Annotated in this window: 8 protein-coding genes; 3 read left to right on the forward strand and 5 right to left on the reverse strand. The window is 68.0% G+C overall.

The window, feature by feature from the left end:
* Window positions 1-3: 3 nt before the first annotated feature.
* The 3 genes from ACFCV3_RS39865 (at window position 4) to ACFCV3_RS39875 (ending at window position 7,315) form a co-directional block, all read left to right on the forward strand.
* On the forward strand, window positions 4-2,709 hold the full coding sequence (locus ACFCV3_RS39865; protein ID WP_376039918.1) for a BTAD domain-containing putative transcriptional regulator: 2,706 nt from the start codon (window positions 4-6) through the stop codon (window positions 2,707-2,709).
* 63 nt (window positions 2,710-2,772) lie between these two features.
* Entirely contained in the window at window positions 2,773-3,756 is a 984-nt protein-coding gene (locus ACFCV3_RS39870) for a LuxR family transcriptional regulator (RefSeq protein WP_376039921.1), read from the forward strand.
* Window positions 3,757-3,832: 76 nt separating this feature from the next.
* Window positions 3,833-7,315 carry a discoidin domain-containing protein gene (locus ACFCV3_RS39875; RefSeq protein ID WP_376039924.1) on the forward strand — a complete coding sequence of 1,161 codons (3,483 nt, stop codon included), beginning with the start codon at window positions 3,833-3,835 and terminating at the stop codon, window positions 7,313-7,315.
* Here the strand turns inward: ACFCV3_RS39875 and proS are convergent.
* The 5 genes from proS to ACFCV3_RS39900 all read right to left on the reverse strand — a co-directional run bounded on the left by proS (window position 7,272) and on the right by ACFCV3_RS39900 (window position 13,120).
* Complete coding sequence (proS, locus tag ACFCV3_RS39880; protein WP_376039926.1) at window positions 7,272-8,750, reverse strand: proline--tRNA ligase; 1,479 nt, start codon at window positions 8,748-8,750, stop codon at window positions 7,272-7,274. The genes ACFCV3_RS39875 and proS overlap by 44 nt on opposite strands.
* A gap of 147 nt (window positions 8,751-8,897) precedes the next feature.
* Window positions 8,898-9,797 carry a TAXI family TRAP transporter solute-binding subunit gene (locus ACFCV3_RS39885; protein WP_376039928.1) on the reverse strand — a complete coding sequence of 300 codons (900 nt, stop codon included), beginning with the start codon at window positions 9,795-9,797 and terminating at the stop codon, window positions 8,898-8,900.
* Window positions 9,794-11,152 carry a sensor histidine kinase gene (locus tag ACFCV3_RS39890; protein WP_376039930.1) on the reverse strand — a complete coding sequence of 453 codons (1,359 nt, stop codon included), beginning with the start codon at window positions 11,150-11,152 and terminating at the stop codon, window positions 9,794-9,796. Before ACFCV3_RS39890 ends, ACFCV3_RS39885 begins: the two co-directional genes overlap by 4 nt.
* Window positions 11,149-11,802 carry a response regulator transcription factor gene (locus tag ACFCV3_RS39895; RefSeq protein ID WP_376039932.1) on the reverse strand — a complete coding sequence of 218 codons (654 nt, stop codon included), beginning with the start codon at window positions 11,800-11,802 and terminating at the stop codon, window positions 11,149-11,151. The genes ACFCV3_RS39890 and ACFCV3_RS39895 overlap by 4 nt, the downstream gene beginning before the upstream one ends.
* A gap of 4 nt (window positions 11,803-11,806) precedes the next feature.
* On the reverse strand, window positions 11,807-13,120 hold the full coding sequence (locus ACFCV3_RS39900) for an MFS transporter (protein ID WP_376039935.1): 1,314 nt from the start codon (window positions 13,118-13,120) through the stop codon (window positions 11,807-11,809).
* Between the last annotated feature and the right edge of the window lie 55 nt (window positions 13,121-13,175).

Consider the following 13,175-nt stretch of genomic DNA (forward strand, 5'->3'; position numbering starts at 1 on the left):
ACGATGTCCCGAACACCGGGCCCGGCCCGTTTCCTGGTCGACGAGAGCGCTCAGCCACAGCAGCGTTCCGTCGGCCGGGCGGTGCTTGCCGCCGTGGCTCTGCTGGCGCTGGTAGTGGGGATTCCGGTCGCCCTGGCGATCTTCACCGGGCCGCCGCCGGTGCCGCACAGCTGGCCGACGCGTGAGTCGCTGACGAGTCCGGTCGGCGTCGGCACGGTGCTGTCGGTGCTCACCTTCGTGGTCTGGCTCGCCTGGCTGCATTTCGTGATCTGCGTCGTTGCCGAGTTACGCAGTGCACTCCGTGGTCGTGGTGTCCCGCGGCCGATCCCGCTGGGTGGTGGCAGTCAGCGCATCGCCCGGATTCTGGTCAGCGCGATCATCGTCACGGGGATCGCGACCGGGACCGCCTCCGCCAGTTCGCCCGCGCATGCACCGCCGCCGCCGGTGACTCACAGCGTCACCGTGGCTCAGCCGGCACCGACCGCGACGGCTACCCCCGAGCGTGTCGTGGCAGCGGCCGAGAGCTCGAATCCCCTTGCCGGCAAGAAGGTGTACCTCGTCAAGGCGCCGCGTTCCCATCACCACGACAGTCTGTGGGACATCGCGGAGAAGCATCTCGGTGACGGCCGCCGGTACAAGGAGATCTACGAGCTCAACAAGGATCGTCCGCAGCTGGACGGTCAGCGGCTGCATCTGGCCCGGCTGATCATGCCGGGCTGGCAGCTGATCATGCCGGAGGACGCTGTCGGGGTTTCGCGGATCCCGGTCGAGCAGGTCGAGGAGCGGCAGCCGACTCCGGAGCCGAAGCCGATCACCACGCCGGAGCCGCATCGGCCCGCGGTCGAGGACGGCGGGCACACTGCACCGGTCGAGCAACCGGGTGATCAGGCCGGCGCGAATCAGACCGATACGCGCTGGCGGCTGCCGGCCGACCTTCTGGGTGGCGGTCTGCTGACTGCGGGCCTGCTGGCTGTGCTTCTGATCGAGCGTCGCCGGCGGCGGGGCAGTGACCCCGACCAGGCAGCGACCACGGCGGAGGTCGCGCTGCGGGTCGGCGGGGACCCGAGGCGCTCGCTGGCCCTCGACCACGCGCTCCGTTCGCTCGCTCAGCTTTGCGAAGCACAGCACCTGCCGCTGCCGTCCATCTTCGCCGTACTGGTCGGGGACGAGTGGATCGAGCTGATGCTGGCTCCTGGCCAGACCGGCGCACCGTCGCCGTGGGAGGTTCTCGATGACGGCCGGCGGTGGCGGATCGCTCGCACGGAGGTCGTACCGGACACCGGTGGCCCAGCGCCGTACCCGGCTCTGGTGTGCCTCGGCCGCGACGACCAGGGTCGCGATGCGTTGATCGATCTCGAGGCAGCCAGTGGGGCTGTCAGCATCAACGGTGACGCGGTGGTGGCCCGGGAGGTCGCAAGTTCGGTAGCCGTCCAGCTGGCCACCAACCCCTGGGCCGACTTGCTTGAGGTGACCGCGTCCTCGCTGCCGGACGGGCTCGACGAGATCCTCAGCGACCGGCTGCGCGTGATCCACGACATCGAGGCGGTGCTGCCCGAGCTCGAGGGCGCCGACCCGCGGTCCGACGTACTCAGCGGACAGCTCGGTCGGGCGGCGGACGAGATGCCGCGGTACGTCGTCCTCGGTGCACCGCCGAGTGAGGCCACGGTGTCGCGGTTGGGTGCACTTGCGGGCCGTGGGCGGAGCGGGTTCGGTCTGCTCGTTGCCGGTCCGGTGCCCGGGGCGCGCTGGCAGTTGCTGGTCGACGAGTCCGGCATGTTGCGGATCCCCGCGCTCGATCTGACGGTGCAGGCCAGCCGGCTGAGCGAGAAGTCGCTGCACCAGGTGACCGATCTGCTGGCCGCGGCCCGGAGCACGGCCAGCGCGGACCCGACCGGGCAGCTCCGGATCCCGAATGCCGGCCGGTCCGGTGACGACTCGAGCTGGGCCACCGCCAAAGTGCGGGTTGGCGTGCTCGGCCGTCTGGATGTCCGGACGCCGGGCGACATCGAGCCGGCCCGCTCTGCGCTCGCGGTCGAGGTCGTCGCCTTCCTGGCACTGCACCCAGGCGGTGTGCATCCGAGTGTGTTGGCCGCGTCGGTGTGGCCACGTGGTGTCACGGCCGAGGTGCGGGATGCGACCGTGGCTCGCGTTCGGCAGTGGCTCGGGACGGACTCCACCGGGTCGCACCAGCTCCGCATCGACCCGACCGGCCGCCTGTACCTGGGGCCTGAGGTCGCGGTGGACTGGGACTGCTTCTGTGAGCTCCTGCGGCGCAGCCGGACCGCGCAGACCACCAGGGACGAGCGCGAGTTGCTCCGGCGAGCCATGCATCTGGTGCGCGGACCGTTCCTCGGTGACCGAGCGCCGGGATCGTGTTCGTGGCTGGCGCGGGTGCACCTGGAGCGCGTCGTACCGGATCTGGTCGTGAACGCGTCGCATCGGCTGGCCGAGTTGTCGCTCGGTGACGACGATCCCGCTGGTGCCTCGACCGCCGCACGGGCTGGGCTGCGGCTGGCCGTCAGCTCGGAGTACCTGTGGCGGGACCTCCTGATCGCGGAGTTCCGCTCGTCCGGTCAGCGGGCCGCCGAACAGGTGGTCCAGCAGCTGGGTGAGATGGCGCAACGTGAGGGAGCAGTGGTCAGCGCGGAGACCGAGTCCCTGATCGAGGAGCTGCTGCCGGGCCGGACGACCGCCCGGCGGGTGAGCTGATCCCTTGGCTTTCGGGGGTTGCTTGGGCATAGTCAGCGTTGATCGATAGAGCAGGGGTGCGTCGTGCCGGAAGACGGGCCGGCCCCGCTGAGGGTTGACGCCGAGACTGCGATCATCCTGCGCGAGGCCTATCACAAGATTCAGGCGCTGTTCCGCGCCGATCACTACGGCCTGTACGACTATGTGCGGGTCGTGGTGGCGAAGGTCGCGCGGGTGGACACGTTCTATGTGGGGTTCCTGCACGGGGCGACGCGGGTGCGGTATCCGTACGGGTACGACGACGGGCAGTACGTCGATCCGGATACGCACCGGTTCGGGCCGCAAGGGCAGACGGCGTGGTTGCTGAAGCATCGGCAGACGTATCGGTTCGCGTACGACAACGGGGCTGCGCTGCATGCCGGCGTACCGATCGGGGCTGTCGGGCGGCGGTCGGCGGATGCGGTGACGGTTCCGATCTTCCGGTCGGTGAAGGACGGGGCGGATCAGCTGTTCGGGATGTTGTCGATGCAGAGTTACGCGGCGCATTCGTACGACGACAACGCCGTCCGGGCGTTCGAGTGGATTGCCGGTGTGGTCGAGCGGGTGCTGACCCGGGAGGGGGAGGACCGGGACGCGCTGCGGCGGTTGCCGGCCGGGGATGTCGGGCCGGGGTTGCTCACGTCGGATCACGTGATGGAGTACCTGACCCATCGGATCGCGTCGATCCGGGAGATCGCCGGGGAGGCGATGTCGGCCGATGCCGTGCCGAGCGAGGTGCACGGGCATCTGGTCCGGATCGTCGAGACGACCGAGCACATCCAGTCCGAGCTGATCGAGATGCTGATGGACACCGACGAAGGGCCGGAACGGCGGTTCGCCGGGCTGACGAAGGCTCAGCAAGGGATCGCGGTACTGCTGGCGGACGGGTTGGACAACGACCAGCTGGCGGCCGAGCTGGGGATCAGCCTCAACACCGTGAAGACCCATCTCAGCGCCATTCTGCGCAAGTACGGGATGGCGCACCGGGCCCAGGTGGCCGATGACGTGCGGAAGTACCTCGCCCCGTAGACATACTTGAGCAGTTGAAGTAACTTCCCGGGTGGCTGTTAATTAGGAATTATCCAGTCCGTCCTGGAGGCTCCCCGTGGATCCGTTGTCCCGTCGTACGTTCCTGGCCGCGAGTGGTGGCTTGCTGGCGAGCGTGACGCTGCCGCTCAGCTCCGAGGCCGTCACGAACCAGCCGAAGACCGACTTGGCGAAGTACCGGCCGGTGCGGGCGTCCTCGAGCGCGTACGCCGCGACGCCGCCGGAGTTCGCGGTCGACGGGCTGGCGGTGCCGGGCGTCCGGGGATCGGGGTGGCGGGCGGCCGGGAACGACCCGCAGTGGCTGGTGGTGGACCTGCAGGCGAAGTGCCGGGTGGAGTCCGTGCGGCTGACGTTCGAGGCGACCTCGACGGATCCGGCCTTCGACTTCTCCGGTGCCAACCCGTACGGGAACACGACCGGTCAGGAGCTGCTCTCGAGTTCGCCGCTGGACTTCCGGGTCGACATCTCGACCGACGGTTCGACGTGGCGCAACGTGCACCAGGCGAGCGACAGTACTGGTGGCACTGTCGACGTCACCCTCGACAGTCCGGTCACTGCGCAGTACGTGCGCCTGACCGCCAGTCGACAGGCCAACACGAACGCCCTTGGCCTCAACGGCTTCCAGGTCTACGGCAGTACGACGGCCTCCCGTCCGCCCGCGACCGGGTGGACCGACTGGGGCAAGCATGCCGATCGCCCGCCGGCGCTGGCCAAAGCCGCCGACGGAACCTTCCCGATCGAGTCCGGCTGGACGCTGACCATGGATGACTTCGCCGGTACGGCGGATGGCGCCGTACTCGCGCAGCCCAGTCAGGACACGTCGACCTGGTTGCCGGCGCTCGTCCCCGGGACCGTGCTCGGATCGCTCGTGGAGGAAGGGCATTTCCCTGATCCGGTCGAGGGGATGAACAACCTCGAGATCCCGGAGGCGCTCAGCCGGCACGTCTGGTGGTACCACCGGAAGTTCGATCGCCCGGCAGCTTCGGGGACGCGGGCCTGGCTCGAGTTCGACGGGATCAACCATCAGGCAGATGTCTGGCTGAACGGCGTCTCGGTCGGCACGGTGAAGCATCCGTTCGCCCGGGTGGCCCTCGATGTGACGGCCGCGCTGAAGGCGAAGAACGCGCTCGCGGTGAAGATCACGCCGATGCCGCACCCCGGATCCGCCGGTGACAAGGGCGATGCGGGACAGGCGTTCGTGCAGGCCGCCACGCTGTACCTCGACTCGCCGACCCTGCTCGCAGCGTCCGGCTGGGACTGGATGCCCGCGGTTCGCGACCGCGCGGCCGGGATCTGGAACCACGTCCGCCTGCGCTTCACGGGCGACGCCGTACTGGGTGATGCCCGCGTGGTGACGAAGGTACCTCGTGCCGATCACGCCACTGTCGCGATCACCGTGCCGGTGCGGAACGCCTCTACAGGCCAGCGCACTGTCACGGTCAAGGCTGCTTTTGATGGCTGGGCGGTCAGCAAGACGGTGACGCTGCAAGCTGGCGCGAGTGCGAAAGTTGCCTTCGACACCGTTGCCATCGACAACCCGAAGCTCTGGTGGCCCAATGGGTACGGCGATCCCGCGCTGCACACGCTCACCGTCACGGCGACCGTCGGCAGCACGGTCAGCGACAGCCGCAAGACGACCTTCGGGATTCGTGAGTTCGGCTACGACTACGAGATCCCGATCAAGATCGACCCGGCGACCAACAGTGCACTGCAGATCGTCGACATCGCCAAGCAGACCGCGCGCTACCTGAGGATCCAGGGCAGGCGCCGGGCGACCGGGTGGGGATATTCCCTGTGGACACTGGCGATCAAGGACAGCGCCGACCCCTCGGTCGACCTTGCGAGGTCCGGTACGGCGACTGCCTCGGACGACGACGGGAGCCCGGCTCAGAACGCGATCGACGGCGACGACCGCAGCCGCTGGTCGTCGGCGTACAGCGATGATCAGTGGATCCAGGTGGACCTGGGGTCAGCGCGGTCCTTCGACCGGATCGAGTTGCTGTGGGAGACGGCGTACGCGTCGCTGTTCGAGATCCAGGTGTCGGACGACGGTAACGAGTGGCGCAAGGTGCAGGAGGTCAGCAACGCGCCGGTGCCGCTGAAGATCAGCGTGAACGGCGTCCGGATCTTCTGCCGCGGTGGCAACTGGGGCTGGGACGAACTGCTGCGCCGGATGCCCGAGGAGAAGATGCGCGCGGTGATCGGCATGCACCGCGACATGAACTTCACGATGATCCGCAACTGGATCGGGTCGAGTACGCGGGAGGAGTTCTACCAGGCCTGCGACGAGAACGGGATCCTGGTCTGGAACGACTTCTGGGAAGCCGGTCCGTTCACCGACAACCTGCCCGGGTACGTCGACATCGCGCGCGACACGATCGTCCGGTACCGGACGCATCCGTGCATCGTGGTCTGGTGCGCGGCGAACGAACAGCACCCGCCGCCCGCGATCCACGAGGGGATCCAGGCTGCGATCCGGGAAGAGGACGACGAGATCCTGTACCTGCCGGACTCGGCGGCCGGGTTCGTCTCGGGGCACGGTCCGTACTACTGGGTCGACCCGGCCAAGTACTTCGACGCGAACACCTACGACACCTTCAACTTCGGCTTCCACACCGAGATCGGGATGCCGACGATCCCGGTCGTCGAGTCGATGCGCAACCTGGTCGGCCCTGAGGACCCGGGCTGGCCGATCGGTACGCCGTGGTTCCATCACGACTGGTCGGAACACGGCAACCAACGGCCGGCGACGTACCTCGGTGCGATCGACGAGCGGCTCGGATCGTCGAGTGGACTGGAGGAGTTCACCCGCAAGGCGCAGTTCGTGAACTACGAGAACATGCGGGCGATGTTCGAGGCCTGGAACGCGCACTTGTGGAACGACGCGTCGGCGCTGCTGCTGTGGATGTCACATCCGGCCTGGCATTCGACCGTCTGGCAGACGTACGACTACGACCTCGATGTCAACGGCAGCTACTACGGTGCCCGCAAGGGCTGCGAGGCGATCCACGTCCAGGCGAACCAGCCCGACTGGACGACAGTCGTCCTCAACCACACGACGTCGCCGTTGACGGCCTCGGTGACGGCCGAGCTCTACGATCTGAACGGCGTCCGGCTCAGCTCGGTCGCTCAGGCGATTACCGTTGCCGCCAGCAACAAGACGGAGGGGTTCAAGGTTGCCTTCGGCGCTGACCTTCCGGCGCTGCACCTGCTCCGGCTCAAACTGACCGATGCCGCCGGCAAGGTCCTGTCCGAGAACACCTACTGGCGCTACCGCAAGCCCACCGACCTCCAGCGCCTCAACTCACTGCCCGCCGCGAAACTCGACGTACGGATGACTGCTGTCCGCGGCAAACTCACCGCCACCATCCGCAACACCGGCAGCACAGTCGCAGCCCTCACCCGTCTGTCGCTGCGCGACCGCACCGGCAACCGAGTCCTCCCCGCCACCTACACCGACAACTACTTCTGGCTCCTCCCAGGAGAGACCCGCCGGGTCAAAGACACCCCGCCCACCTCGCCCCCCCCCCTGATGCTGTAAGCCGACCCCAACAACCGATCAAACTTTCGCACGGGGCGACGAACGCGGTCTGGCCGCGTTCGTCGTCTTCCGTCGGCAGCGAGCCGTCCGAGCGTTGGAGGCAGCGGACGGTGAGGGCGGCGGTGGCCAGGCGGTCTTCGCCTTCCTCGCCGATGACGTCGTACGGGAGGGTGGCCCAGCCGGTGGCGGCTGCTTCCATGGCCTCGTCGACGGTGGAGACCGCTGTGGTGCGGGCGGTTTGGCGGGCCAGCGCCTCGTCGTAGAGCCAGGTCTGGTCGGCCTGGAGCGCCTCCAGCACGGTCGGCACCAGGTCGGACAGTCCCACGGCGGACTTCGCCGAGGCGCGGAGGCGTCGTACGACGGTTGCCACGCCGGCCGTCAGGTCGCGAGGGCCGATCTCGACGCGGATCGGGACTCCCTTGAGCTCCCAGTTGACGGCGCGTCGGCCGAAGGGCTGGTCGGTGCGGTTGTCGAGGTGCACCCGAACGCCGGCAGCACGCAGGTCGTCGGCAAGCCGGCCGGCAACCTCGAGCGTCTCCTCCTTGACGGCCAGTACGACGACCTGGGTGGGCGCAGCCAGCGGCGGGACGCGGAGTCCGGCGTCGTCGCCGTGCACCATGATCAGCCCACCGAGCATCCGGGTCGTGCTGCCCCAGGACGTCGTCCAAGCGAGCTCGCGTTGACCTTCGGACGACAGGTAGCCGATGTCGAAGGCGCGGGCGAAGTTCTGCCCGAGCTCGTGGGACGTGCCCATCTGCAGCGCCTTGCCGTCACCCATCATCGCCTCGAGCGCGATCGTGTTCACCGCACCGGCGAACCGCTCGCGCCGCGTCTTCCGCCCGACCACGACCGGAATCCCGAGTATGTTCGCCATCACCTCGCGGTAGACCTCCAGGGCGATCCGCGTCGCGTACTCCCGGGCCTCCTCAGCTGACGCGTGTGCCGTGTGCCCCTCCTGCCAAAGGAACTCGCTCGTGCGCAGGAAGAGTCGGGGCCGCAGCTCCCAGCGGACGACGTTCGCCCATTGGTTCAGCAGGAGCGGGAGATCGCGGTAGCTCTGGATCCACTTCGCCATCGACTCACCGACGATGGTCTCCGAGGTCGGCCGGATCACGGCGGGTTCCTCGAGCTGCTTGCCGCCGGCGTGCGTGACGACGGCGAGCTCGGGACTGAAACCCTCGACGTGCTCGGCCTCCCGCTGCAGATAGCTCTCGGGAATCAGCAGCGGGAAGTAGGCGTTCTCCGCGCCGGCCTCCTTGATCCGCCGGTCCATTGCCGCCTGCAACAGCTCCCAGATCCCGTAGGCATACGGTCGGATGATCATCGTGCCCCGCACCGGCCCGTTGTCGGCGAGCTCGGCTTTGGCAATCACATCCTGGTACCACCGGGGAAAGTCCGTCGCCTGCGCCGCAAGCACGGATCTGGTCGCTGTCATTCCGTCAGTGTAGGAAGGCGATGAGCAGCACGGCCACGTATTTGTCGTCGGTAAGGACACGTAGTAGTCCTGCTCCAAGCCCTGGCCCCCGCCTAGCCACAGGCGGATCAGCCCGCCGAAACCCACTACTACATGTCGTTACCGACGCTAGCCGTAGAGGTGCTGGTACTCCGCGGCTGCGCCGGAATGCAGGGGGATGGGCGTGGTGACGACCAGGGACTGGAGGTTCAGATACTGCGCTCCGACCGCGGAGGGTGGGACCAGCAACCGGGCCTGCCGGACCAGGGTGTTGGCGACCTCGCGGGCGACCGCGTTCGGCAGGTCCGGTCGGCAGAGCAAGAAGTTCGGGATGCCGAGGACGTCCACCGCTCCGGGAGCCTTGTAGACACCGGCCGGGACCTGGACGTCCTGGTAGACGGAGCCGAAAGTACGGCGGAGTGGGGCGAGCCAGTCGCCGAGCGGCAGCAGGCGGATCGGGGTACGGCGGCTCAGCCTGTCGAGCGTGGTGGTCGGGACGCCACCGGACCAGAACATCGCGGCTACCCGGTTCTCGGCGATCGCGGTGGCGGCCTTCTCGAGTGGGAGGTGGTCCTGCGTGCACTCCACACGAGCCGCGGTGAGCAGCCGGGCCGCGGTGACGGCGGCCCCGGATCCGGCGGCACCGGCGGAGATCGTCGTACCGGCGAGGTCGGTCAGAGACTTGTACGGGCTGTCCGCGCGGACCACGCATTGCAGGTAGTTCTCGTAGACGCGGCCCAGTGCGCGGATGGACGGTCCGGATGTGATGGCGTCCGCGAGGCTCAGAGCCAGATCGGTTTCCCGCGCGGCGAGCAGCCGCAGGTTGTCCGTGCTCCCGCCGGTCTCCCGAACCACCACCTCCCGAGCAACCCCCGCCACCCGCAACTGAATCGCCAGCAACTGCGCAAACTCCAGGTAGAACCCACCAGTCTCCCCGGCCGCAATCGTCAGCCGATCAACCGCCGGCCCACGACCACATCCAGCCAGCATCAGACCGGCTGCGCCCAAGAGCACTGTCCGCCTTCTCATGTTGCTTCCGGCAACTTGATGGTGGCGGTGAGACCGTGCGGGTGGGTTGCCGACAGTTCCAGCGTGCCGCTGATAGCCAAGGCGGTTTGTTCGGCGATGGCCAGTCCCAGGCCGGTTCCGAGGCTCTTGCCGGTACCGCGCCAGAAGCGCTGGGTGGCCAGTGCCAGCTCGTCCGACGGAATCCCGGGTCCGTCGTCGGCGATCTGTATGACGATGCCGTCGGGACCTCGCGTTGAGGAGACGACCACGTGCGCGCCCGGGCCGGCGTACTTGATCGCGTTGTCGAGCAGGACGCCGACCAACTGCCCCAGGTCGTGCTCATCGACGGCCGCGATCAGTCCGCCATCCGCGTCCAGCTCCAGGGTGATGTCGCCCGCCGTCGGCTGCCAGGTATCGATCTCCTCCTGCAGGACGGCCTCGACCAGGCAGGTCGCGGTCGTGGGTTCAGCTCGGCCGTCGGTGATCCGGCTCTCGATGGCCGCGAGCTTCAAAAGGCCGGCGAGGACGTTCTCCAACCGCTCCAGATCGTGTTGCACGTGGGTGAGGCCGGCAATCCCAGGATCGAGCGCATCGACCCGCAGTCGCAACGACGCCAACGGGTTCCGGAGCTGATGGGAGGAGTCGGCAACCATCTGCCGCTGTACGTCGATCGACCGCTGGACCGTCGCGCCCATCACCTCGACCGATCGTGCCAACCGTCGCAGCTCCGGCGGACCGCTCGCCTCCAGCGGCTGGTTCCACCCACCCGACCGTCCGAGTTCGACGACCGCGTCCTCCAGCCGCCCGACCGGCCTGATCACCCAGGAAGCGGCCCTCGCGGCCAGCAACAGCAGCAGAAGCTGTGCCGCCACCGCGGCCGCGCAGATGACCGCCCACGACCGCGTTACGTCGTGAAGAGCGCCGCGTGCATCCACCGCCAGCACCACCGCGCCGGCCGGCTCCTGGGGCGAACCAACCGGCGTGGCCATCAGCGTCCGGGAGGAACTCCACGGACGCAGGGTGTCGAGCGTGAGCTGGGGCAGATCGCGAGCCGCCAGCTCGGCGACTGCGCCCACCCCCGGTGACGCGAGCGTTGTCCCACCCGTCGACACCATGACGTGACCGGACGCATCGGTGATCAGAACAGATTCGGCGTACAGCTCCTGATGCCGCTCGGCCTCCGCGCGGACCCTGCTGTAGTCACCGTCAGCAGCGGCCCGTCCGGCCAACCCGGCGAAGCGGTCGAGCGCAGCGCTCCGGGTGAGCTGCAGAGTCTGGGTGCGGGTGTCCGAAACCGAGTCCAGGAAGGGAATCACGAGCGCCGCGAGCAGGACGAACGAGACGATCGCGAGCACGCCCATCAATCGGGCTCTCATGGTTCGAGCCGATACCCGAAACGCCGGATCGTGGTGATCACCGGTCGCCCGAGCTTCCCGCGGAGCTGATGCAGATGCACGTCCAGCGCCTTCGACTTGGTGACGAACGCGTCGCCCCAGACTTCGTCCTGGATGATCTCCCGGCTGACCGCGGTCCCGGCCCGCCGGGCCAGCACGGCCAGGATGTCGAACTCGATCGGCGTCAGGTGGATCGCCACCTCATCCAGCGTCACCGACCGCAGTCCGAAGTCGATCCGCAGCCCGCCCGCCTCGTACGCCGTACCGTCCGGAGCCGACCGTCGGTAGCGCCGGGCCGAGGCCTCGATCCGGGCCAGCAGTTCGGCCAGCCGGACCGGTTTGGTCAGGTAGTCGTCGGCGCCGAGCCGGAGTGCCAGGACGACGGAACGTTCGTCGTCGCGGGCGGTCAGCACGATCACCACCACGTCGTCGACCCGGCGGAGTTTGCGCAGTACCTCGAGTCCGTCGATATCCGGCAGGCCCAGGTCGAGCAGGATGACCTGGGCCTCCGCGTGCCGGAGCAGAACGTCTTCCCCGCGGCCGACCAGCGTGACTTCGTGACCGTTGGCGCTCAGCACATCCCGGAGCGAACGACCGAGCGTCTCGTCGTCCTCGGCGATGAGTGTGCGCATTGGGTCATTGTGCCGTTGGTGTCCGCGGCTTACCCACTGGACGGGCCGTGGAGTGCTGAGCCTTCATCCGGCCGCGCGTTTCGGACATCGTCAGGTAGACGATCAGGCTGACCAGCGCACAGCCACTCACGTAGTAGTAGAACGAGGACTCGTGGCCGGCGTCCTTGAGCCACAGCGCGACGTACTCCGCCGTACCGCCGAAGATCGCCACCGTGACGCCGTACGGCATGCCGACCCCGAGCGCGCGGATCGCCGTCGGGAACAGCTCGGCCTTCACGATCGCGTTGATCGAGGTGTACCCGCTGACGATGACGAGTCCGGCCAGCATCAGCAGGAACGCCGTGACCGGTGTCGCATCCTCGAGGGCGGTGAGGATGGGCACGGTGAGCAGCGTGGCCCCGATACCGAAGAAGATCAGCAGCGGCCGGCGACCGACCTTGTCGGACAGCATTCCGCCGACCGGCTGCAGCAGCACGAAGATCAGCAGGGCAAGGAAGTTGATCCAGGTGACCTGCGACTTCTCCAGCCCGGTCGTGTTCACCATGAACTTCTGCAGGTACGTCGTGAACGTGTAGAACGCGACCGTGCCACCGAGCGTCAGCCCGACGACCGTGAGCACCGCGCGCGGGTGCTGGGCCAGCTCCCGCAGCGAACCCTGCTTGAACCGGCGGCTCTTCGGCTGCGCCTCGAACTCCGCGGACTCGTCCATCGACCGCCGCAGCCAGAACACGATCACCGCGGCCGCAGCCCCGATCACGAACGGGATCCGCCAGCCCCAGGCCGCCAGGTCTTCCTTCGACAACGTCTGCTGCAATGCGATCTGGACGCCGAGTGCCACCAGCTGACCTGATGCCAGCGTCACGTACTGGAAGCTGGAGAAGAACCCGCGCCGGCTGTCGGTCGCGACCTCCGACATGTACGTCGCCGAGGTCCCGTACTCACCACCGACGGACAGGCCCTGCAGCAACCGTGCTGTCACCAGCAGCACCGGCGCGGCAAGACCGATGGACGCGAACCCCGGCGTACAGGCGATCACCAGCGAGCCGGTCGCCATCAGGGTGACCGACAACGTCAGGGCGGCCCGCCTGCCGTGCCGATCGGCGTACCGACCGAGCAGGAAGCTCCCGACCGGCCGCATCAGGAACCCGACCGCGAACACGCCTGCGGTGTTCAGCAGCTGGCTGGTCGCGTCGCCCTTGGGGAAGAAGACCGGGGCGAAGTACAACGCGAACGCCGTGTAGACGTACCAGTCGTACCACTCGACCAGATTGCCCATCGAGCCTTTGAAGATGTTGCTGACGACTCGCCGTGAATCCACGATGCCTCCTCGAACATGAAGTTGCCGCCACTCTCCGGGTAGGAGAAAGTGGCGG

It is taken from the genome of Kribbella sp. NPDC056345 (assembly GCF_042262745.1).
Classification (GTDB): Bacteria; Actinomycetota; Actinomycetes; order Propionibacteriales; family Kribbellaceae; genus Kribbella.

Excerpts from the sequence above, each read along its gene's own strand:
- ACFCV3_RS39890 (WP_376039930.1), bottom strand. The coding sequence starts at position 11,152 with ATGAGAGCCCGATTGATGGGCGTGCTCGCGATCGTCTCGTTCGTCCTG.
- ACFCV3_RS39885 (WP_376039928.1), bottom strand. The coding sequence starts at position 9,797 with ATGAGAAGGCGGACAGTGCTCTTGGGCGCAGCCGGTCTGATGCTGGCT.
- proS (WP_376039926.1), bottom strand. The coding sequence starts at position 8,750 with ATGACAGCGACCAGATCCGTGCTTGCGGCGCAGGCGACGGACTTTCCC.
- ACFCV3_RS39865 (WP_376039918.1), top strand. The coding sequence starts at position 4 with ATGTCCCGAACACCGGGCCCGGCCCGTTTCCTGGTCGACGAGAGCGCT.
- ACFCV3_RS39895 (WP_376039932.1), bottom strand. The coding sequence starts at position 11,802 with ATGCGCACACTCATCGCCGAGGACGACGAGACGCTCGGTCGTTCGCTC.